Source organism: Paenarthrobacter aromaticivorans (genome assembly GCF_019038615.1).
Classification (GTDB): Bacteria; Actinomycetota; Actinomycetes; order Actinomycetales; family Micrococcaceae; genus Arthrobacter; species Arthrobacter aromaticivorans.
On record NZ_JAHOPC010000001.1, the window covers coordinates 681,792 to 703,551 of the forward strand.

Here is a 21,760-nt window from a genome sequence, read left to right on the forward strand (position 1 = left end):
TGTGGTTACATGCGCTGGGAGAATTTACGCCAGCCAGAAAGCGCCCACGCGATCAGGAACAGGCACACCAGGACCAGGCCTGCGTCGCCAAGCTCGATCCCTCCCAGCCACGTAGTCAGCGGGTCCTCGAGTTCAAACGCCGCGTTGACGAATCCCCCGAGCGTGATCAAGGAGATGAACAGGGCCGAGACAGCCGAAATGCCGGTGATCACCACATTGAAGCCAAGCTTGCGCTGGGGGTCCTTGATGGCCGAGCTGTACATTTTCATCATGGCCACGCCGTTGATGGAATCGCACAACGTCATGGCCGCGGCGAACGCGAACGGGAGCGCCATCAAGGCAAAGGGCGAGACTCCGGCGATTGACGCCGTCGTGGTGATAACAAGTAGTCCGATGGTGGTGGCCGTATCGAAGCCGAGCCCGAAGAGGAAACCGATCACGTAGATGTTCCGCGGCCGCTCCACCTTTGACAGCGGCTTGGCCAGCAACCGGGCAACGAATCCTTTGGCCTCAAGGTCTTCTTCACTGATCGCTGCACCCGCCTGGACGCGCCAGTACACCTGCGTGGCACGCATGAATGCAGAGCCGTTGAAGAGGCCCATTCCCAGCAGGAACAAACCCGACACTCCGCTACCGATCAAGCCCAGCACCTTGTTGCCCGCCGTGCCGTCCTCCATGAATTGGCCTATCAACGTTGCGCCCGCCACCACGAGGAGCCCCGCCAGGATGACCACGGAACTGTGGCCCAGGCTGAAAGCGAAGCCGACGCTCACTGGATCCTTGCGCTGCGCGACGAACTTGCGCGTGGAGTTATCGATCGCAGCGATGTGGTCCCAGTCGTAGCTGTGCTTGATTCCGGCCACGTAGGCGGTGATCACCAAGCCGAGCGCCAAAGGCTGCGCCGCCCCTGCCGAACCCAGCAGCAAAAGCACGACGGCGGCAACGTGCAGGGCGCCGACCGCCCCGAACGTGAAAAGTAGCCGCGTGCGCAGTGGCAACTTCTCCCGATCCCGGTACATGGCGGCGAACTCCATCAGCGCAGGCATCAATACTTCCTCAAGTTCACGGATCCCTGACCATACCAACGTTCACGGAGAACGCTAGTGAGAGAGCCCAGCAAATTTTGGAGTTCATCGGTGCTGTTGGACAACGATCTCAGCACAAGCCCCGTGGTCCCTCCAACACTATTGGTCAGCGACACGCCCGTGTAAGCATCGTGCTCCCGCGTCACGTGGTACAGCTCGTCCGCAAGCTGCTGGTCCACCCTCGGATCAACAACCACCAACGATCCCAGGTGGCTGAAACCCTCCATGAACCCCAAGCCAGTTACATCACCCAGCGGCGGCCGTATCAGGAGGTTATCGAGGGCCAATAGCCGGGATTCCTCCCCGGTTTCCACATGAATCTCATTACGCAGCCGCAACTCCTCATACCGGAACACCCCGCCGTCCGGCGACCATCCCGGCGTGACCACCTCGGCCATGACAAGGCTCGACGTCGGGTGGAGACTGATACGCGAATTCTGCCGATAGCTCGCCTCCCGGTAGGCGATCAACTGGTCGGGCAACAACTCCAACCGCGCCCCCTCCCCCAGCCGCACATGCATCCGTTGTTCAGCAAACGACCCCGGAGTCCGATAAACCTTCGTAGCCGACTGCGTAGTCAACAAAAGATCCGCCCCAGCCTCGACCTCCACGTCAACAACAAACAAATCCGCCCCCAAATACGCCCCGCCAGAATTCACCATGACGTAACAAACCTGCCCACTCTGATCCAGGTAGTGCGGCCGCAACACTCTCAAAGCGCCCTCATGAAACTGCCGAGAAGCAACAGACCTCCCGCCACGCACACTGACGCAAAGCTCAAGCCGCCCCCGCACGGGGCGATCAGCGGACGCGGATGAAGGGGGCCGCGGCGTGGCGGGCATCGCGAAGCGGGCACGGCCCCCTTCATCCGCGGGCGCCGCCCCTGGTGAGATGAGAGTGGACTTGGGCGTGGTCATACGGCCAAGTCGAGCATCAGGACGTCCCGGCGGATCCAGTTCAGGACGGCGTCCAAGCCTTCGTCGGTCTTCAGGTTCGTGAAGCAGAAGGGCTTGTTGCCGCGGAATTCCTTGGAGTCCCGCTCCATCACTGAGAGGTCCGCTCCAACGTGGGGCGCAAGGTCCGTTTTGTTGATGATGAAGAGGTCGGATTTGATCATCCCTTGGCCGGCTTTGCGGGGGATTTTTTCGCCTTGGGCTACGTCGATGATGTAGATGGAGAAGTCGACGAGTTCGGGGCTGAAGGTGGCTGAGAGGTTGTCGCCGCCGGATTCGACGAAGATCACTTGGAGGTCGGGGTGCCGGGTTTTGAGTTCTTCGATGGCTGCCGTGTTCATGGAGGTGTCTTCGCGGATTGCGGTGTGGGGGCAGCCGCCGGTTTCGACGCCGATGATGCGGTCTTCGGGGAGGATGCCGTTGGCCGCGAGGATTTTGGCGTCTTCGATGGTGTAGATGTCGTTGGTGATGGCGGCCATGGAAATGTCGCCGCTCATGTGCCGGGTGATCCGCTCGACGAGTTGTGTCTTGCCGGCTCCGACCGGTCCCCCGACGCCGATTTTGATGGGTTCAGACATGTGTCCTCCTGTTAGCTCATGAAAATGCGGGCGCGTTGCCGCTCGTGCCGCATTTGTGAAATTTCAAGTCCGGGACTCACGGCCCCAAAGTCGTCCCAGCACAGTTGTGCTACAACCTCGACGGCGGCAGCAACGGCGTCGTGCGCATGCCGAAGTACCCGTTGCCCGGCGTTCTGTCCGAGCGGAATGGCGCGCACGGCGTTCTGCGTCAAGGAAGTAACCGTGGCAAACAGATACGCAGCAAGCGCCTCTTCAAAGGGAACACCCAATGACCGCGCAATCACGCCAAAGGCCAAGGGCTGATGCCCCACAGCATCCCCCTCACGAACCAGATCCCGATAATGATCCAACTCCGCCGACGGAAACACCTCCCCACCAATCTCCAGCAGCCGTCCCCCCATTTTCAAAGAAGCCTCCCGCACCTCCCGGGCCAACAACTGCGAAGAAAGAACAGAATCCAACAAACCAACATCCACCCCCTCATACAAGAACCGCACAGCCAACCCATCCGAATAGGTCAACTGCTGCGCAAGGAAGGCATGGAGCCAAGTGCCGAACGTAACCTCATCCCCCACAAGCCCACGCTCGATGTAGCCCTCAAACCCCAAAGAATGAGCAAACGCCCCCGTAGGCAACGCAGAGTCCGTCAACTGTTGAAGAGCCAGCTGATATGTCGCACTCAAAGCGCACCGCCGGGGATGCCGACTGCGCGCTGGAGCGGAGCTGGGAAGGGGGCCGCGGCGTGGCGGGCCACGCGGGGGGCCCACTGCCGCGAGGGCCCCGACTTGAGCTTGCGAAAGTTGGGAGCGGCTGGGGACGGGCACGGCCCAAAATCCGGAGCGGCGCCCCAGCCGCAACCGCTTTCGGACACACGCTTAGTGCGAATGCTCAGCATGGCGGAATGGCACCGGCATGACCCGCTCTTGCCTGTCGTAGGGGGCGCCGACGCTCTTCAGATAGTCCTCGACGGTGTGGTCATACTGGCACACCATGACGTCGGCCCCGTACTCAGACAGGGAGTCGAAGAACTGTGCCTGCAGATGCCGGTTGCCGAGGGAGTGCGCGACGACCCCCATTTCGTGGATGCTCCGAGGGGCAATGACGAGGACATCGGTGGGCAGCACGGAGATGACGATGAGGTTGGTGTCGTCGACGGCGAGGATGTCGCCGTCGCGCAGGTCGCCGGATCCGGTGGGGAGCCGTATGCCGAGTTCTTTGCCGTGGTCGGTGGTGACGCGTTGGATGCGTTTGACGAGCAGCGCGCTGGGGAGGACGACTTTTTCTTTGTGGTGGCCGGCATAGGCGTCGGGGTGTTCGTGGAGGTTGCCGAGGATTTTTTCGATGATCACGGGGTCGCCTATGGGTTTAGAAGAGGTGGTAGCGCTGCGCCATGGGCAGCACGTCGGAGGGTTCGCAGGTGGCTTCGACGCCGTCCACTGTCACCTTGTAGGTTTCGGGGTCGACGACGATGTCCGGGGTTTCGCCGTTGAACTTCAGGTCGGCTTTGCGCAGGTTCCTGATGCCGGTGACGGGCCGGATGATCCGTTCGAGGCCAAGCTCGGCCGGCACCCCGGCGTCGATCGCTGCCTTGGAGAGGAAGGTGATGGATGTCTGTTGGAGTGCCTTGCCGTAGGTTGCGAACATGGGCCGCATGGTGCGGGGCTGGGGCGTCGGAATGGAAGCGTTGGAGTCGCCCATGAGCGCGTAGGCGATCTGTCCGCCTTTGATGACGAGTTCGGGTTTCACTCCAAAGAAGGCGGGGTCCCACAACACCAGGTCGGCGAATTTCCCTTCTTCCACGGAGCCGATGACGTCGGCCATGCCCTGGGCGATGGCGGGGTTGATGGTGTATTTGGCGACGTAGCGCTTGAGGCGGAAGTTGTCCGAATCTGCAGCACCATGCACAGCGCCGGACGGATCCTGAAGTACCCCGCGTTGCCGTTTCATGGCATCAGCCACTTGCCAGGTCCTGATGATCACTTCTCCCACACGGCCCATTGCCTGGGAGTCCGAGGACGTGATGGCGAAGACGCCAAGATCGTGCAGGACGTCCTCGGCTGCGATGGTTTCCGCACGGATGCGGGAGTCTGCGAAGGCCACGTCTTCCGGGATGTCCGGGTTGAGGTGGTGGCAGACCATGAGCATGTCCAAGTGCTCTTCAATGGTGTTCTTGGTGTACGGCAACGTCGGGTTGGTGGACGCGGGTAATACGTTGGGCAGCCCGGCAATCTTGATGATGTCCGGCGCGTGGCCGCCGCCGGCGCCCTCGGTGTGGAAGGTGTGGATCACACGGCCGTCGATCGCGTTGATGGTGTCTTCCACGAAACCGCACTCGTTGAGGGTGTCCGTGTGGATCGCCACCTGGACGTCGTATTCGTCGGCCACGCGCAGGGACATGTCGATGGAGGACGTGGTGGAGCCCCAATCCTCATGGACTTTCAGGCCTACGGCACCCGCGCGGATCTGCTCCGCAAGGGGCTCCACGGCGGATGCGTGGCCTTTGCCCAACAGGCCGATGTTGATGGGGAGCCCTTCGGCAGCCTGGAGCATCCGCGAGATATGCCAGGATCCGGGCGTGATGGTGGTGGCTTTGGTTCCTTCCGCAGGCCCGGTGCCGCCGCCCACCATCGTGGTGACGCCGCTGCAGAGTGCGGTGGGAACCTGTTCGGGGGAAATGAAGTGGATGTGGGTGTCGATGCCGCCAGCTGTGAGGATTTTCCGTTCGCCGGCGATGATCTCCGTGCTGGCACCGATCACGATGTCCACGCCGTCCATGATCTGGGGGTTGCCCGCTTTGCCGATCTTGAAAATGTGGCCGTCCTTCAGGGCGACATCGGCTTTATAGATTCCTGAGTAGTCCAGGACGATGACGTTGGTGATGACGGTATCCGGGATGTCCTCCGAGCGCGTCGCCTGGCCGTTTTGGCCCATGCCATCGCGGATTACTTTGCCGCCGCCGAAGACTACTTCTTCCCCGTAGACCGTGTAGTCCTTCTCGATTTCGAGGAAGAGTTCGGTGTCTGCCAGACGGATGGCGTCACCTGTCGTTGGGCCGTACAGCTCGGCGTATTGCCGGCGGGGAAGTTCGAAGCTCACTCGGCGTCTCCTTCCATGGCTACGCCCGGGCGAGCGGTCCCGCCAAGGCGTGTTCCGCCGTCGAGCTTTCCGTTGACAGCGTTGCTCAAGCCGAAAACTTCGCGGAAACCTGCCAACTCCACCAGGTTAATGGTCTTCTTGTCGCCGGGTTCGAAACGGGCCGCGGTACCGGCGGGGATGTCCAGACGCCGGCCATAAGCCGCTTCACGGTCAAACTCCAGGGCACGGTTGGCCTCGGCGAAGTGGTAGTGCGAGCCGATCTGGACGGGCCGGTCACCTCGATTGACAACTTCGACGGCAATCGCCTCACGGCCGCTGTTGCAGGCGACCGGCTCGGGGCGGAGCCTGTATTCACCGGGGATCATGGGGGCTCCTATCGAATGGGGTTGTGGACAGTGACGAGCTTGGTGCCGTCGGGGAATGTGGCCTCGATTTGGACGTCGTGGATCATCTCCGGCACGCCTTCCATGACGTCTTCGCGACGCAGCAGCGTGGTTCCGTAGCTCATGAGTTCCGCAACGGATTTGCCGTCCCGCGCGCCCTCGATGAGCTCGTAGCTGATGATCGCGATGGCTTCGGGATAATTCAGCTTCAATCCGCGCGCCTGCCTTCGCCTGGCCAGGTCAGCAGCCACCACGATCATGAGTTTTTCCTGCTCACGGGGCAAAAGATGCATTGATTCTCCTCCAAGCTGCAACCGGGGTGCACACGTAGGGACAGTTTGTGATCAGCGTAAGGACTGGAAGTTTCGGCTACGTTTCCAGAGGGTCTCAGTCAGCTGTGGGTTTGGCTGCCGCTCGATGTTTTCGGAACTGCCACACGCCCAGGATGACAACCACGACGACGCCCACCACCACTGCGGCACCCCGCCCCACGGCATGGGCCAATTCCTCGTACGAGTTGCCCGCAACGAATCCCAGGGTCACGAACAAGGCGCCCCAGATGATGCCGCCGGTGAAGTTCCAGATTGCGAAGCGGCGGTATGGCATTCGGCTCAGCCCGGCGAGCGCGGGCATCACCGCGCGGAAAAAGGCTGTGAAGCGGCCAAGGAACACGGCGAGGCCGCCGCGGCGGGCAAGGAAATCTTCGGCCTTTTGGAGCTGCGCCCTTCTCTTGTCCAAGAGTTTCAGGGCCATGATCCGTGGACCGAGGTGCTTGCCGATCTCGTAGCCGACTGTGTCACCGAGGATGGCTGCGGAGATGACCACCGGGATCATTCCCCATAAGGGAAGATCGCCCCGGCTGGCGAAGACTCCCCCTACCACCGCGGCGGTTTCGCCTGGGATTACGAAGCCGATAAACAAGGCATCCTCGGCGAAGACCAACGCGAAGACTATGCAGATCACCACCAGTGGGCTGGCGTGAAGGAGTCCGTCGAACAACGACTGCATAGGGCTGAGTGTGGCAGATCAGCGGGTCTGATGGGAGTCGCTTCGGGCTGTGTTTTAGTGCGGCTTATCCATAGACAAGCCTAATACATCACTAATATACTAGTTGAGTACTTCACGTTACACCGTGATCAGCTCGATGAGGAGTTAAACAGCTCATGCAGAAACTCGCACACCGGCTCGAACGCCTGGGCACCGAAACTGCGTTCAGCGTGGCGCAGGCCGCTGCCGCTTGGAAGGCCAAAGGGAACCTGGTGTACCCCTTCCACCTTGGCGACATCAATATCCCAACGGCCCCTCACATCGTTGAGGCCATGAACAAGGCAATCACCGATGGCTACACGGGCTACTGCCCCGGTCCCGGTATCCCCCAGCTTCGGGAAGCCCTCGCCGAAGAGCTCGGCGCACGGCGCGGGATGGAATTCTCCCCCGACAACGTGGTGGTGATGACCGGCGGTAAGCCCGTTATCACCAAGTTCCTGCAGGCCGTCATGAACCCCGGCCAGGAGGTGCTCTACCCCAACCCCGGGTTCCCGATCTACGAATCCCAGATCGAATACCTCGGCGGCACCGCTGTGCCCTACCGTTACGTGCCCACAAGTGACGGTTTCGCGATCGACCTCGACCAGGTGCGGGCATCAATCACCCCGAACACGGCCGCGATCATCTACAACGACCTGCAGAACCCCATCTCTGCCGAATCGACGGCCTCCGAACGCGAGGCCATCGCACAGATCGCGCAGGAGCACGATCTCTGGGTGCTTTCCGATGAGGCCTACTTCGAGACACGCTATGAAGGAGTCTCGAGCTCGATTGCCTCCCTTCCGGGTATGGCCGAGCGCACCGTCATTCTCTACACGTTCAGCAAGAAGTTCGCCATGACGGGCTCCCGGCTCGGCTGCGCCGTTGCCCCGCTTGAAATCGCGAAGGTGCTCAGCACGCTCAACACCAACGATGAATCATGCACCACCCACTACGTGCAGTGGGCCGGCATCGAAGCCCTTCGTGGCCCTCAGGAACCAGTGCAGCAGATGCTGGACATCCTGAAGGAACGCCGGGATACCGCATGCGGGATCGTCAATGCCATCCCGGGAATGAGCGTGGCAGTTCCGCAGTCCACGTTCTACCTGTTCCCCGACGTCACCGAAGCCATGGCTCGTTTGGGGTACTCGGCAGTGGGCGACTTCGCCAGCGACGCGCTGTACAAGACCGGGGTTTCGTTCTGCACGCGTGAACACTTCGGCCGGCGCCTGCCGGGCGAGGAGCGGCAGTACATCCGGCTCGCGTACTCGGGCATCGAAGTGCCAGACATCCGCGATGGCCTGGGCCGCCTGCGTGAATGGATCGAGACGGCATGAGCCGCATAGTCGTCACCGGACGTGTACCCGAACCCGCGCTCCAGAAGCTCCGCGCCGAACACGAGGTGGATGCTTGGGAGGGCTCGGACTCCATCAGCCGCCAGGAACTTCTGCGGCGGGTGGCAGGAGCCGATGCCATCGTGAGCCTGCTGACTGAGCGCATTGACCCTGAACTGCTGGACGCCGCCGGCCCGCAGCTCAAAGTGGTTGCGAACGTAGCTGTTGGCTATGACAACATCGATGTCCCCGCCTGCACCGAACGGGGCGTAGTTGCCACGAACACGCCTGGCGTGCTCATTGACGCCACGGCCGACATCGCCCTCGGCCTCATCCTCATGGCCACGCGGCGGCTCGGCGAGGGGGAACGGCTCATCCGTTCCGGCCAGGCCTGGAAGTGGGGAATGTTCTTCCTGCTTGGCAGCAGCCTGCAGGGCAAGACGCTGGGCATCGTCGGCATGGGTGGCATTGGACAAGCCACCGCACGCCGGGCAAAGGCCTTCGGGATGGAAATCGTCTACCAGTCCCGCAGTGAGATCGACCCCGCCATCGCCGCGGAACTCGGTGCACGGCGGGTGGAACTGGATGAATTGCTGACCATTTCCGACGTCGTGTCGCTGCACTGTCCGTACGGGCCGGCCACGCATCACCTGATTGGGGCCGAGCAACTTTCGCTGATGAAGGACTCCGCATACTTGGTCAACACCGCGCGGGGTCCAATCGTCGACGAAGCAGCACTGGCCCTTGCGCTTCGCGAAGGACAGATCGCGGGCGCAGGCCTGGATGTCTTCGAACAGGAGCCCAAGGTGCATCCGTGGTTGCTGGAGTTGGAAAACGTGACGCTCGTACCTCACCTCGGCTCCGCCACGGTGGAAACACGCACTGCCATGGCAGTACTCGCGGCGGACAACACACTCGCTGTACTCAAAGGTGAACAACCGCCTACTCCCATCAGCTAAGGGAACTGCAGTTGCTGTGGCGGCGGGGTAAATCAACCCGCCGCCACAGTCTTAAGCCCGATGAACTAATTGTTCCGCCCGCGCGCGGCGACCCTCCACGTGTCCACCACTGCGCCCTCACGAACCACAGTGACCTCGTCCACGAGGTTCATGGCCAGGCAAACGTGGTTCGGGATCAGCCTGAGCCGCGTGCCCAGTGCCGGCAGCTCCTCAGAGTCCGGCCAAACAACGGTGGCATGATGTTCAGAAAGCGCTGTAATCCGGGCCTCCCGGTATTCGGGCAGGCGCCCATATCCGGTGGCCCAGTCCGGACGGTCGCTGCCCAGGATCTTGCTGCCCGCGTCCACAACCACCCGCCGGATATTCCCGCCGTCGGACTCGTGGCGGCTGACAACAGTCGCAGCGACGGTCAGCGCGATGTCATCCCACGTGCACCGTTCCAGTTCAAGCTGTTGGGCATCACCGAAAACATAGACGCCCGGGCGCAATTCCGTGGCCAGGGTTTCGGCGTCGAGCAATGCGGTCGGGGTGGAGCCGCCGCTGATGGTGCGGACCTCAAAGCCGGCGCGTTCCAGTGCGGCGGAAGCACGGCCGAGGGCGTCGTTCTCGTTACCCGCTGCATCCCTTGGCATTCCCGGTTTGTAACTGTGTCCGGGGAATGTGAAGACGCCCGCAATGTTCAGGCCGCTTGCTGCGGCCGCGCGGGCAACGTCCACCACCTCTCCGGGCAACACCCCGCTGCGGTGATGCCCGCTGTCCACTTCGATCAGGACATCAATACTCCTGGCATCGGCACCCAACTGGCGGCCCATCGCCGTCGCGCTTTCCGCTGAATCGGTGCCCACAGTGATGGCACAAGTGCTGGCGAGCTTCCGCAGCCGCTCAGCGTGGTGCGCTTCAACCCACAGCGGGTAGGCGATGAAAATATCCGTGGCGCCCCCGGCCGCAAAGACCTCGGCCTCCCCGATCGTCGCCACCGTGAGCCCAACCGCTCCGGCCGCAAGCTGCTTGGCTGCGATCTCCAGCGTCTTGTGTGTCTTCACATGGGGACGGAGCCTCAGTCCCCTGCTCAGCATGCTCGATGCCATGCGTTGGATATTGCGGTCGAGGACATCGACGTCGATCATGATGGCTGGCGTGAGAATTCCGTCGGGGACTGCGTGGTTCATTCTTAGAACAGTAACGTCCTACGGCGCGGACTGCCTGACGCGCAGCGAGAACTCCGCTTCCGGCTGCTCCACTTTGTCAGCAGAACCTTTGCCTTCGATCCTGTTGATGAGGAGTTCGACTGCGCGCTCCGCAATTTCCGCGCGGCCAGGCTCCACTGTGGTCAACGACGGCGATGCGAAGCGCGCTTCGTCGATGTCGTCGAACCCCGCAACCGCTATTTCGTCCGGAACCCGCTTGCCGCGGACAAGGAGCTCGTGCAACGCCCCCAAGGCAACGACGTCGTTCAAACCGAACACGGCGTCGAATCCAACCCCGCTGTCCAGCAGCCTGGCGATCGCGTCCGCCCCGCCGTCGCGCCGCCACTCGCAGTCGATCACGAGGGTCGGGTCATACTCCACAGCAGCGGCAGCGAGCGCAGCTTTGTAGCCGCTAAGGCGTAGGCCGTTGCTGCCGGTTGTGTCGCCGTCGCGCGCGCCCAAAACGGCTATACGACGGCGACCTCCCGCCAGCAGGTGTGCGGTGACAGCCGCTGCTGCCTCGAGATTTTGAATGAGGACCATGTCCAGCCGCGGGTCCTGCACGAATTCGCCCAGCAGGACCAAGGGTTTCTTGCCGGCGGCCTGGATGATTTGACCGGCGTCCAGCGACAGCGGGATGAAGAGGAGTCCGTCGGTGAGGCTGCGGAACTGGCCTTGCAGTGCAGATTTTTCGTGGTCGGCCTCGTTGCCGGACTGCTCGACGAGGACCCGGTAACCGCGCGCCCACGCCGCCTTCATGATGTCCGAGGCGAGCTCGGCATAGTACGGAACCGAGAGGTCGGCAAGCACCAGCCCGAGCATGCTGGTCTTGCCGGAACGAAGGCTGCGGGCCGTCAGGTTGGTTTCGTATCCGAGTTCTTCGATCGCATCCAGGACGCGTTGCTTGGTAGCAGGCCGGATGAACTCGTAATCGTTGATGACGTTGGAAACCGTCTTCAACGAGACCCCGGCGGCCCGCGCGACGTCGTTCATGGTGACGGCCATTAATCTGCCCCTTCAATACCTTTGCCCCCGGATCCGAGCACCGGGCTGCTGGGATACATCGTTGCAGATCACGTGGCTCTGTTGTGTTGCAGTGCTCAGGCGTAGTGTCGGTAGTAGGAGATTTCGGGTGTGGCGAAAAGGTCCGGAGTTGAATATCCGGGCTGTGCGCGAACTCGAGCGCACTGCCGCCAGCTGGAGTCAACCGCTCTGGCGTTGCCTGGAATGAGGCCGAAATGGCCCAGAGCGATGTAGTACCCACAGCGGAGCAATTGCAGGACCTGCTGCTGGAGAGCCCGGGCTTCACGGAATTCCTCTTGGGCTTGACCACCATTTCGGCATCCTTGTTGGGCGGGGATGTCCCCATGCTCTGCGCCATCACAGTCGAGCGGAACGGGGGCCCGGCCACTGTCGCGAGCAGCACAGAGGCGGCCCAGCGCCTGGACGAGAAACAGTACGAGTTCGACGACGGGCCGTGCCTTACCGCGCTCCGGCAGCAACAGACCGTTTTGGTTGATGATCTTCAGGCCGACGTCCGCTGGCACCATTACGCTGACGCTGTCTCACAGGAAGGTATCAAGACCATGTTGGCGGTACCGATCACCACCGACGATGACTCACGCGCCGCATTGAATTGCTACTCAACCGAAGCAGGCACGTTCGACCCTGAGACGGTGGCATCCATAGGAAAGCACGCGGAATCCTTATCCAGGATCCTGCGGCTGGCCCTTCGCCTGCACACCCCGGACCCATATCCTGTTCATTTGCGCTCAGCTTTTGAGTCGCGGGCGATAGTCGATGCGGCTATCTCCCTCATCATGATCCTGAACCGTTGCAGCAGGGACTCCGCGCTCAGGCTCATCCAGTTGGCCTCCCGCAACAGCGATAAGCGGCTGCATGAAATAGCAGAAGACATCCTCCAGCGGGCAGGTAGCGAAGATAAGGGGAACTCACATCAGAGGGGCCGGATAGAACCGGCGGGGCAGTAGGGCTCAGGAATAGTAAGGAAAGATAATGACTGAAACACAGGCGTCGCGCCACATCGCCAGCCCTCCCAGTTTTCTTGGTCCCTATGAGGACAAACTGGATCTGACGGACTTCGTTGAGCATCTGCAGGATCTCTTGGTGGAGAATGCCGATATCCGTGAATTCCTCCAGGACCTGGCTGAGTTGACTGCGCAGAAGCTCACTAGAAACGGAAATACAATTGCCTGCGGAGTAACAGTCATCCGGCAGAAGAAACCCGTGGCCGTGGCCGATAGCGATCCACTGGCCCGGAAGTTGGACGAAATCCAGAACAGCTTCGGCGATGGCCCTTGCCTTTCTGCCCTTCGTACACGAACGATCAGCCACGTCCCGAACGTTTACGAGGAAGATCGCTGGCCTGAGTACATGCGGGCCGCAGCGGCCTCCAACGTGGGCTCCGTGCTGGCCCTCCCGATGGAATTGAACAGCACGGCGGAGGCTGTGGTGAATCTCTACTCCACTCGCCCCCATGGCTTCACCCACGAGGACCTCTTGTCGGCAGAGCGCGTCACGGCCACAGGCGCAAAAGCTCTCCACCTGGCCTTGAAGATCGCCCAGCTGCGGGACGCACGCGAGAACCTCACAACCGCTCTCGAATCCCGCACGACCATCGACACCGCCGTCGGAATCATCATGGCGCAGAACCGCTGCAGCCGGGACGCGGCCTTCCAAATCCTCGTCAGCGCGTCCAGCCACCGCAACATCAAACTCCGGGTAGTGGCACAGGGGATCATCGCCCATATTGCCGGCGACCGAAGGATCTCCGCAGCTTTCGAAGAATAGCAAGGAACCTGTCTACATGCGGTTTTTCTGGTCAAAAACCCATTAGGCTGGACTTGGAACACGGGAGTCCAGCGATTTCAAAGAATGTTTCAGTCGGCCAGCCGACCTGAACGGCCGGGAAGAAGGTCATGACCAAGAAGCAGCTTCCTCTGGACGAACTCTCGGGCGCCATCGGCCGGATCCTGGGCCTCCTGTTGACCGAGGAAAAGGTTGACCAAGCCGTTCAAAGCCTGTCGCAGGCCATCAAGGAATCCGTACCCGGAACCCTTGGCGCAGGAGTCTCCATCCTCGATTCGCAGGCACGGAGGACCAGCACCGGCTTCACTGACAGCATCGTGGAACAGGCAGACTTCCTGCAATACGAGTTGGGCCAAGGGCCTTGCCTTACGGCTTGGGCTTCGGAAGAACCCGTGCTTATCGAGGACCTAAGCACGGACCCACGGTGGCCTGAATGGCGCACAGCCGTCAGCTCCCTTCCCATCAAATCGGCGGTCAGCGCACCCTTGATCGCGAACGGGCACAGCATCGGGGCTATTAAGGTCTACGCGCTGGAACCTTCGGTCTTTGACGGAGGCACAGTCACGCTAATGGAGCTCTTCGCTTCCCCGGCCGCCACTCTTCTTTCCCACATTCAAAGCAGCGAGACCCCCAAGCGCATCAGTGAGGGCCTGCAGGCCGCGCTGTACAGCCGCGACCTGGTCAACCGGGCCTGCGGAATATTGATGGAACGCCACAAGATCAACCATGAACGGGCCCTGCAGCAACTGATAGGGAACGCCCGCGACCAAAGCATAACCCTGCAGGAAGTCAGCGCCGAGCTTGTAGCCGGGATCCCGGCAGACCACAACTAAGGCCGCAGGATATGGGCTTCGAACGTAAAGAACCCGAGCAACGCCGAAGGCTACTGGAAGCCCTCACCGCGGCACGGATCAGCACGGGCACACTGTGGCTGCAGTACTTCAGCATCGGCGGGTCCGTGGGTGAGTACGAAGTGGAGGCGTACCTGCAGGGAATGCTGTCCGTCCCGGAATTGGAAAGGGACCTCCTGGCAATGGCGGCAAACGAGCTCCTGAACAACCAAGCCGGTCCCCACGCTCCATACGCTGACGAGGTTCCCTCCTCGGATTCCAACGGTTCCGACGCCGGTCCTGCTGATTCCGAGCCTGATCTTCCAAGCGACGAAGCAGATCCCGCCTAGCCGGCAATTGGTCGTGTCAGGCCTTGGCTAAGGCGCGGGGAGCGCTCCCAACGGCTGGCCTATTTCCAAGGAAGGGGACTACTTACTATGACAGTTGTCATTGCCGGCCGTGACAAGGCGGCACTTCCGCGCTTGTTGTTGGGTTGATTGGCTGGTTGGACACCACGGGAGCCGGCTCTGAGCTCCTCCGATATGAGACGAGTGTCCATGCGTAAGTTTTTCCGAATCTCCGCCATCATTCTGGGGATTCTGGTGGCGGCCCCGGTGATCTTTCTGGCGACGACGGCCACTGTTAATGCGGTCGCGACAAGTTCGGAAGCGTCGAAGATCGCCTCGTACGGCCAGCTTGTTCCTGTCGACGGGAAGAAAATGAACGTGGTTGTCGGCGGCGAGGGCAAAGAGACAATCGTTTTGCTGCCTGGCCTGGGCACCGCGGCTCCCGGACTGGATTTCCAACCCCTGATCAACGAACTGTCCACCAGCTACCGTGTGGTCGCCGTCGAGCCCTTCGGCACCGGTCTTAGCGACCAGACCGACACTGAACGTTCCGCCGCGAATGTCACCAGGGAGCTGCATGAGGCGCTTCAATACCTGGGGATCGATCGCTACGTGCTGATGGGGCATTCCATGGCGGGCATCTACGCCCTCACCTACAGCGCCGCCTACTCCAGTGAACTTATCGCGTTTGTCGGTCTCGACAGCAGTGTGCCGGATCAGCCGGGCTGGGATGACCCGATAGCGACGGCGGGGATGGTGGCTTTGAAAGATCTTGGGGTCACACGGTTGCTCACCTCAGTAACCGAAGACCCGTACACAGCGGGTCCTTACGACGAGAACACCAGAGACCAGCTGAAGCTGCTGAGTACAAAGAATGCTGCGGCCCCGACTATGGTGAACGAGATGGACAACGCCTCTGCAAACTTTGCTTCGGTCAGCGGCGAGACGTTCCCGACGGATCTGCCGGTGCTTCTTTTCGTTCGGACACGGGATATCGACGTGCAGGGCTGGGTTGAGATTCACGAGAAGCAGGCGGAGAGCGTACGCGAGGGCCGGATGATCACCCTCGACGGCGGACACTATTTGCATCGCACTTTCTCACCCGAAATCGCTCGAGACACCAAGGCGTTTCTAACGGCACTGCCGTTACGCTGAGCGGATGATCGACACCGAGCGGACACTGCGCCTGGGGACTGCCGACCTCACCGTCATGCGCCTGACGACGACGGCGACACTGGCCCTGATGATACTCATTGGTGGGTTCCTGCAGCTGGCACTGGGGCTCAACGGTAACCTCGACGGTCGGATGCTCATTCTCACCGTTTTGACGGGCGTATCGGTTCTGCTCGCCCTGGCCGTGATGCCCTTGTTGACGAAGTCCCCAGGCGACTTTGGTCCCGGGCATCCTTTGATGGTGGCGCTGCTCCTGCTGACAGCGTCGGTGTGGGTCATTGCTGCTGTTTCGCCGTTCGCGGGTTGGAGCTGGGCGTTTACCTTGGCGGTGGCTGGCGGGATGCTTACGTGTCTGGCTCCTGGATGGTGGAGAGCCGCGGCGATTCTTGGCACGTACGCCGTGATCGGTGTGGTTGGTGCCGTGACGTCATCAGGCAGCGTGGATACAGTCCCGGGGGCTGCCGGAGCGGTTCCGGATGCCATCGTCTTCGGCCAGCTCGCCTTGTTTCCCGTCATGCCGTTAAGCGCAGTCTGGGTACTGCAACTTGTTTTGCGGCTGGATCATGCGCGACAGGTGTCTTCGGAGCTGGCCGTAGCAAGGGAGCGCCTCAGGTTCGCGACCGATCTGCATGACATCCAAGGCCACCACCTGCAGGTCATCGCACTCAAAAGCGAGCTTGCCGGCCGGCTCCTGGGTGACAGCCCTGAGGCCGCAGCGGTAGAGATGGAAGACGTTCGGGCGATCGCGCAGACCGCCTTGGAAGACACCCGTGCCGTGGTGAACGATTACCGCACTGTCACTGTCGCGGTGGAGGTGCGGAACGCCGCAGCTGTCCTGCGCTCGGCGGGTATCAGGTGTGACGCGCACATCGACACCAAGGGCATGCCTGAGGACGTCGGCGCCCTCTTCGCGGTGGCGATCAGGGAGGCGGCGACGAATATACTTCGGCACAGCAGAGCGTCAGAAGCCAGGATAGAAATTGTTTGGGACGGGACCGCTGAGTATCGGCTGGCCGTCACTAACGACGCACCACGTCCAGCGCATCGGGGCGGCACCGGGCTGGCCGGCCTCGCCGAACGCGTCGCGGTCAGGCAGGGGACGGTCGAGAGCACTCGCTCGGATAACAAATTCACCCTGATCGTACGGGTACCTGCGGGAGGAAAAACATGATTCGTCTCGTGATCGCCGACGATGAGGAACTGATACGGGGCGCCCTTGTTACGCTGCTGTCGTTGGAGCCCGACATCGAGGTTGTCGCCGATGTTCCCGACGGAGAAGCAGCTGTTGCCGCGGCAGTAGCCCATCTGCCCGATCTCGTGTTGTTGGACCTCGAGATGCCCGGGATCGACGGGATCGACGCCGCACGTGAACTGCAACCTTTGACCACATCACAGGTGGTGATAGTCACCCGGCACGCCCGACCCGGAACACTCAAACGCGCCCTAAGCGCCCAGGCCCGGGGCTTCGTTCCGAAGTCGACACCGGCGTCCGAGCTCGCCAACATTATCCGGATAGTCGCCAAAGGTGAGCGCTACGTCGATGCGCGCCTCGCGGCCGCTGCCCTGACCGAGGAGGAGAGCCCCTTGACCTCGAGGGAAACGGACGTGCTGAGACTGACCCAGGAAGGCCTGCCCACCAAACACATCGCAAGGGAGCTCGGCCTGGCCCACGGCACCGTCCGCAACCACATCTCATCAGCAATGGCGAAGCTGCACGCCGACTCCAGGCATACAGCGGCGGCAATTGCGCGGGAACAAGGCTGGGTCTAAAAAGAGAACTTAGGACGCGATCACGCAGCCGAACTATTGGCTGATGGCGCTCACCGCAATAGCTGTCACACAGCGCTCATCCGCCTGCAACGCCCCTGCAACATGTATGCGGAAGGCTGGAGCCACAAGGCCATTCGGCCAAAGATGGGCAGCAGCCGGCTGAGGGGAGCAAACATGAGCACGGCAAACAGGGATCTTTTCCAGGCGCTGAAGACGCAGGCCAGCTTGGCGCAGGCCTTTGGGACGTTGCCGGGCAGCCAGGAGGAGCCACACGCTCTCAGCCCCGGCGAATACATAGAGGCGTGGCACAACGGCCGCCTTTACCACCGGGGCACGGTGCTCAAGACAGTCGCAGGTACCGATTTGTTCTGGCTCCAGGATGCAGAAACCGGGAGCCGACGACTGCTGGATATGGAATCCCTGGAAATCGTCGCGGCCGGGCAACCAGCTCCGACGCCCGCACTTCAGGCGCCGGAGCCCTTCCAGGACGCTCCGTCAGAAGCGAAGGTCACACCCATTTCGCTGTATCCGATCTTCCAGGACGGATCGCAAGCGATCGCCTAGGAATCCACCGACAACCGGATCATGCTCCAGCTCACGGCCGGAAGCGCCGCGGTGAGTCGGCCGCCGTCGAGCGTTACACTGACGTTCTCTGAGGGCAGGACGGACGTCGAATCATCCGCAGTTGCCTGCCAGTACGGGTCCTTGTTCGTGTAGGTGACGGCCTCAATGAGGCTGGTGGTCCCCAAACCCCCGACGGCGGCGTCGAGCGTGAGTGCGTCCGTCGCCGAACGGTTCACGGCGAAAACAACAACCTCCTTGGCTTCGGCGTCGTAGGTAGCCACGGCAGACAGCGCGTTGAAGCTTGCCGTCTTTTCGCTGTCCAGCTCCGGTGACTCGACAGCAAGATTCAGCACCGTGCCCGAGGCATGCTGGGAGGTGAGTGCGAACGGGTGGAACGTGGTCTGCTTCCAGGAGCGCCCGCCCGGCTCGGTCATGATCGGTGCAATGACGTTGACCAGCTGCGCGAGGCTGGCGGAGTGGACGCGATCCGTGTTGCGAAGCAATGCGATGAGCAGGTCCCCCACCACAACGGCGTCCGCCACCGTATAGCGATCCTCCAGCAGAACCGGCGCAACAGGCCAATCATCACCCGTGGGCACTTTGGACTCGTCGCGGGAACCGTGCCACACATTCCATTCATCGAAGGAGATGTTGATCTGCTTTTCCGATTTGGTTGCGGACTTCACGTGATCGATGTGGGCGACGAGGTCCTTGATGAAGGCCTCCATCCGGTGCCCGGCAGACAGGTGCTCCTGCAGGTCACCGAAGTCCTCGAAGTACTGGTGCGCGGAGATCAGGTCCACTAGCTCATACGTCTCGGTGAGGACAACGCGCTCCCATTCTCCGAAGGTGGGCATAGTCGGGCCGGAACTTCCGCATGCCACCAGCTCCAGGTCCGGGTTGACCATGCGCATGGCCCGGGCAGTTTCGGCGGCGAGGCGAGCATACTCGCCGGCCTCCTTGTGGCCGATCTGCCAGAAGCCATCCATCTCGTTCCCGAGGCACCACATAGTGATGTTGTGGGGCTCGACGGCGCCATTCTCCTTGCGCTGTTCGGATAGGGCCGTGCCGCCTTTGATATTGCAGTACTCCAGGATGTCCAGTGCTTCCTGCGTCCCGCGGGTGCCCAGGTTGACCGCCATCATGGGTTCAACACCGGCTTTCCGGGACCACTTGGCAAACTCGTCCACACCCACCAGGTTTGGGTCGCTTGAGTGCCAGGCAAGGTCAAGCCTCGTTGGGCGGTCCTTCTTTGGCCCCACTCCGTCTTCCCAGCGGTAGCCGGAGACGAAGTTACCTCCGGGATACCGGACCGTGGAGACACCCAACTCCTTCGTAAGTTCCAGGACATCGGTACGGAAACCGTCTTCGTCCGCCTTTGGGTGTTCGGGTTCGAAGATGCCTGTGTAGACGCATCTGCCCAGGTGCTCGACGAAGGCACCGAAGGTCTTCCGCCTGACGGGACCCACGGTGAATGCGGGATCGATGGTGATTTTGGCGGTCGGGGTTTCCGGGTTCTGGGTTCCCAAGGGGCGTCCTTGTCTGCTTGCTGTGGATTGAGTCAATTTACAACGTTATAGAAACCATGTTGGTGGGGGCTGGGTGTGCGAGTCAAGAAGTTTTTCCGGGAAACCTGGATTGTTCGGTTGATGCTTGTGGGGTTCGCCGCACGGCGGAAACAAAAACAGGCCGGAGACTCAACGTCTCCGGCCTGCAGAAAGGGTGGGCCCTGTGGGGATCGAACCCACGACCCACGGATTAAAAGTCCGATGCTCTACCAACTGAGCTAAAGGCCCCTCCAGCTGTTGAAACAGCCATGAATACTGTACCTCAACGTCAAGCAAGTAGAGGAACGGAGGCGGCAACGCGGCGTCGTGACCCATTTTGAGCAAACAGCCGACGACGGCGCGCGGCGGCAGCGGCGTGTCGGCCCTCCTCCGGCGGCAAAGTAGGTCGGGAAGGCGCGCGGGTAGCAAGAAAGTAGCCAAAAAACCGTTACTCGACCCCATCAGGGGCACAGGAGTACGGTGAACTCATGAGCGAACAGCCAGGATCACGTGCTTACGGCGGAGCGAACAGGCACCACAAGCCCAAGCCCTTCGCGCCCATCGATTTCGAACCGTTCGCTGGTGGAGCAGATCCCGCCCGCGTCTCCGAGGCTGCCCACCTGGCCGCCCAGGCGCTCGTAAAACGTGGCCGTGACAGCGACGACCCCAAAGTCACCCGTCGCCTGGTGAAGCTTGCCGACGAGCAGGGCCTGGAAGCCATCGCCGAGATGTGGGCCGAAAGCCCCGCCCGTTCCCTGCCCGGCGCTTTGTGGAGGCTCTACGCCCTCCGCGCCGCCACCATCCAGAACCCCGAGCGCATTTCCGTGTACTTCCGGGCAGGCCGCGACACCGCCCAGGTATCCAACGTGGTTGCAGGGGCAGCGGAGCCACCGGGAGCCGACGAAATGAAGACCATGGCTGACGCCATTTTGTCTGGCGCCTTCGACGGCGATTTCGACGTCGCGCTGGAACGTTCCGCTGCATTTTGTCGGGTTGTTGCGCTCGGCCAGGCGACCCTGGCGGACGGGGCGGAGCACAGCAATGAAAGTCATGCAAGCAAGCTCACGCGCAACTCACACCAGCTGGTAAAGACGGCCGAGGACCTCGAACACGCCGCCAACGCATGGCGATTGGGAGAGCTGGATTAGGGGCGAAAAACCTCGAAATTTACCCACGTCTGGCCCCGCCTGTCAATGTTGACTTAGCCCCACTGACGTAGAACACTGAAACTGGTGCCGAACCGCGAAACCCCCGGGCTTCAACTTATAGCCGCTTCGAGCGGCCTACCGCCGAGAGGCGTATCCGGTTCGGCACCATTTTTATGCCCGGAAGCAGTTCAGGGCTAGCCACTTTGAATATGAGCCTGCGACCACACCCGCCGACTTACCGGTGGCCGTCGTCGTACCGGTAAAGTTGGGGCCGAAGCGGGAAGCGTCAAGTCAAGCAGCCCGCAGCCCATCCGTCCCCGGCCCGGAAGCGATATGAAGCTGCGCCTTTTCCCCCAGGAACCTGCCGGGCTGGTACTGCTCGCGCAGATGGCCAGCGTCATTGTGGCCGCCACCGGAACACTCTCAGAGATCCTCGGCGCCCAGGCCAGTGAGCACGAACGCCTGACTGAGGAACTTCACGAGCATGAGTCGAAGTCCCTGGACCTGCACTTTGCACTCCTGACGCACATGCGCACCAGCTTTGTGAACCCGCTCCCCCGCGAGGACATGTACGCTCTGTCCCGCCACCTCAACGAGGCAATGGAGAAGCTCGACGCCGCGGGCGAGTTGGTTGCCCTCTACAAGCTTGAGCGCCTTCCGAAGCGCGCGGCCGATCAACTGGAGATCATCAGCCGCCAGGCCGAGCTGACGGTGGACGCCATGCGAAAGCTTGAGGACCTCGATGAACTTGAGGACTACTGGATTGAGATTCTCAAGCTGGCGAAACGTGCAGAGCGAACCCACCGCACGTGGGTGGCCGAAATGCTGAAGGATATGAAGTCCACCCAGTATGCGCGGCACCGGGACATCGCCAACCAGTTGGTGGAAGTGACCAAGGATATGCGGAAGATCGCCACACAGGTAGGCAGCATCATCGTCAAGGAATCATGA

Annotated in this window: 24 protein-coding genes and 1 tRNA gene; 12 read left to right on the plus strand and 13 right to left on the minus strand. The window is 61.6% G+C overall.

All coding sequences use genetic code 11. The annotated features are described in order from the left end of the window. Positions 1–5: 5 nt before the first annotated feature. The 9 genes from KSW38_RS03265 to KSW38_RS03305 all read right to left on the minus strand — a co-directional run bounded on the left by KSW38_RS03265 (position 6) and on the right by KSW38_RS03305 (position 7,103). A complete protein-coding gene (locus KSW38_RS03265; RefSeq protein ID WP_216922635.1) occupies positions 6–1,046 on the minus strand; it encodes a HoxN/HupN/NixA family nickel/cobalt transporter in 1,041 nt (346 codons plus the stop codon). Beyond that, positions 1,046–1,927 (minus strand): urease accessory protein UreD, encoded by an 882-nt coding sequence (locus KSW38_RS03270; RefSeq protein ID WP_216922865.1) that lies wholly within the window; start codon positions 1,925–1,927, stop codon positions 1,046–1,048. The genes KSW38_RS03265 and KSW38_RS03270 overlap by 1 nt, the downstream gene beginning before the upstream one ends. A 71-nt stretch (positions 1,928–1,998) precedes the next feature. Further along, a complete protein-coding gene (ureG, locus tag KSW38_RS03275; protein ID WP_216922637.1) occupies positions 1,999–2,616 on the minus strand; it encodes an urease accessory protein UreG in 618 nt (205 codons plus the stop codon). An 11-nt stretch (positions 2,617–2,627) separates the two neighbouring features. Then, positions 2,628–3,299: an urease accessory protein UreF gene (locus KSW38_RS03280; RefSeq protein ID WP_216922639.1), complete on the minus strand. Its 672-nt coding sequence runs from the start codon at positions 3,297–3,299 to the stop codon at positions 2,628–2,630. A 192-nt stretch (positions 3,300–3,491) separates the two neighbouring features. Next, positions 3,492–3,965, minus strand: a complete 474-nt coding sequence (gene ureE / locus KSW38_RS03285) for an urease accessory protein UreE (RefSeq protein ID WP_216922641.1) — start codon at positions 3,963–3,965, stop codon at positions 3,492–3,494. Positions 3,966–3,981: 16 nt separating this feature from the next. Then, positions 3,982–5,712 carry an urease subunit alpha gene (gene ureC, locus KSW38_RS03290; protein WP_216922643.1) on the minus strand — a complete coding sequence of 577 codons (1,731 nt, stop codon included), beginning with the start codon at positions 5,710–5,712 and terminating at the stop codon, positions 3,982–3,984. After that, positions 5,709–6,077, minus strand: a complete 369-nt coding sequence (locus tag KSW38_RS03295; RefSeq protein WP_216922651.1) for an urease subunit beta — start codon at positions 6,075–6,077, stop codon at positions 5,709–5,711. The genes ureC and KSW38_RS03295 overlap by 4 nt, the downstream gene beginning before the upstream one ends. Before the next feature lie 8 nt (positions 6,078–6,085). Then, entirely contained in the window at positions 6,086–6,388 is a 303-nt protein-coding gene (locus KSW38_RS03300) for an urease subunit gamma (RefSeq protein ID WP_216922653.1), read from the minus strand. Positions 6,389–6,482: 94 nt separating this feature from the next. Further along, positions 6,483–7,103, minus strand: a complete 621-nt coding sequence (locus tag KSW38_RS03305) for a DedA family protein (protein WP_216922655.1) — start codon at positions 7,101–7,103, stop codon at positions 6,483–6,485. 155 nt (positions 7,104–7,258) lie between these two features. On the opposite strand from KSW38_RS03305, the gene KSW38_RS03310 reads away from it, so the two are divergent. Together KSW38_RS03310 and KSW38_RS03315 are read left to right on the plus strand one after the other, a co-directional pair. Beyond that, a complete protein-coding gene (locus KSW38_RS03310; RefSeq protein WP_216922656.1) occupies positions 7,259–8,458 on the plus strand; it encodes a pyridoxal phosphate-dependent aminotransferase in 1,200 nt (399 codons plus the stop codon). Then, the gene (locus tag KSW38_RS03315) at positions 8,455–9,414 is read left to right on the plus strand and encodes a 2-hydroxyacid dehydrogenase (protein WP_216922658.1); all 960 of its coding nucleotides are present in this window, start codon (positions 8,455–8,457) and stop codon (positions 9,412–9,414) included. Before KSW38_RS03310 ends, KSW38_RS03315 begins: the two co-directional genes overlap by 4 nt. Before the next feature lie 65 nt (positions 9,415–9,479). Here the strand turns inward: KSW38_RS03315 and KSW38_RS03320 are convergent, their stop codons facing one another. Both KSW38_RS03320 and KSW38_RS03325 read right to left on the minus strand, forming a co-directional pair. Beyond that, a complete protein-coding gene (locus KSW38_RS03320) occupies positions 9,480–10,583 on the minus strand; it encodes a D-TA family PLP-dependent enzyme (protein WP_216922659.1) in 1,104 nt (367 codons plus the stop codon). A gap of 18 nt (positions 10,584–10,601) precedes the next feature. Then, a complete protein-coding gene (locus tag KSW38_RS03325; protein ID WP_216922660.1) occupies positions 10,602–11,606 on the minus strand; it encodes a LacI family DNA-binding transcriptional regulator in 1,005 nt (334 codons plus the stop codon). A 233-nt stretch (positions 11,607–11,839) separates the two neighbouring features. On the opposite strand from KSW38_RS03325, the gene KSW38_RS03330 reads away from it, so the two are divergent. From KSW38_RS03330 to KSW38_RS03365, 8 genes are all read left to right on the plus strand, one after another. Further along, positions 11,840–12,592 (plus strand): GAF and ANTAR domain-containing protein, encoded by a 753-nt coding sequence (locus KSW38_RS03330; RefSeq protein ID WP_216922661.1) that lies wholly within the window; start codon positions 11,840–11,842, stop codon positions 12,590–12,592. Between the two features lie 25 nt (positions 12,593–12,617). Beyond that, complete coding sequence (locus KSW38_RS03335; protein WP_216922662.1) at positions 12,618–13,412, plus strand: GAF and ANTAR domain-containing protein; 795 nt, start codon at positions 12,618–12,620, stop codon at positions 13,410–13,412. Between the two features lie 128 nt (positions 13,413–13,540). After that, the gene (locus tag KSW38_RS03340) at positions 13,541–14,263 is read left to right on the plus strand and encodes a GAF and ANTAR domain-containing protein (protein WP_216922663.1); all 723 of its coding nucleotides are present in this window, start codon (positions 13,541–13,543) and stop codon (positions 14,261–14,263) included. 11 nt (positions 14,264–14,274) lie between these two features. Further along, positions 14,275–14,610 (plus strand): hypothetical protein, encoded by a 336-nt coding sequence (locus tag KSW38_RS03345; protein WP_254185976.1) that lies wholly within the window; start codon positions 14,275–14,277, stop codon positions 14,608–14,610. A 207-nt stretch (positions 14,611–14,817) separates the two neighbouring features. Further along, positions 14,818–15,762 carry an alpha/beta fold hydrolase gene (locus KSW38_RS03350; RefSeq protein WP_216922664.1) on the plus strand — a complete coding sequence of 315 codons (945 nt, stop codon included), beginning with the start codon at positions 14,818–14,820 and terminating at the stop codon, positions 15,760–15,762. Between the two features lie 4 nt (positions 15,763–15,766). Next, the gene (locus KSW38_RS03355) at positions 15,767–16,951 is read left to right on the plus strand and encodes a sensor histidine kinase (protein WP_216922673.1); all 1,185 of its coding nucleotides are present in this window, start codon (positions 15,767–15,769) and stop codon (positions 16,949–16,951) included. Then, a complete protein-coding gene (locus KSW38_RS03360; RefSeq protein ID WP_216922675.1) occupies positions 16,948–17,550 on the plus strand; it encodes a response regulator transcription factor in 603 nt (200 codons plus the stop codon). The genes KSW38_RS03355 and KSW38_RS03360 overlap by 4 nt, the downstream gene beginning before the upstream one ends. 174 nt (positions 17,551–17,724) lie before the next feature. Beyond that, entirely contained in the window at positions 17,725–18,114 is a 390-nt protein-coding gene (locus KSW38_RS03365; protein WP_216922677.1) for a hypothetical protein, read from the plus strand. Here the strand turns inward: KSW38_RS03365 and arfA are convergent. Together arfA and KSW38_RS03375 are read right to left on the minus strand one after the other, a co-directional pair. Next, positions 18,111–19,643 (minus strand): arabinosylfuranosidase ArfA, encoded by a 1,533-nt coding sequence (arfA, locus tag KSW38_RS03370; RefSeq protein ID WP_216922679.1) that lies wholly within the window; start codon positions 19,641–19,643, stop codon positions 18,111–18,113. The genes KSW38_RS03365 and arfA overlap by 4 nt on opposite strands. A gap of 194 nt (positions 19,644–19,837) precedes the next feature. Next, positions 19,838–19,910, minus strand: a tRNA-Lys gene (locus tag KSW38_RS03375). 239 nt (positions 19,911–20,149) lie between these two features. On the opposite strand from KSW38_RS03375, the gene KSW38_RS03380 reads away from it, so the two are divergent. Together KSW38_RS03380 and KSW38_RS03385 are read left to right on the plus strand one after the other, a co-directional pair. Further along, positions 20,150–20,809: a hypothetical protein gene (locus tag KSW38_RS03380; RefSeq protein ID WP_216922681.1), complete on the plus strand. Its 660-nt coding sequence runs from the start codon at positions 20,150–20,152 to the stop codon at positions 20,807–20,809. 333 nt (positions 20,810–21,142) lie between these two features. Next, positions 21,143–21,760, plus strand: a complete 618-nt coding sequence (locus KSW38_RS03385; RefSeq protein ID WP_216922682.1) for a DUF47 domain-containing protein — start codon at positions 21,143–21,145, stop codon at positions 21,758–21,760.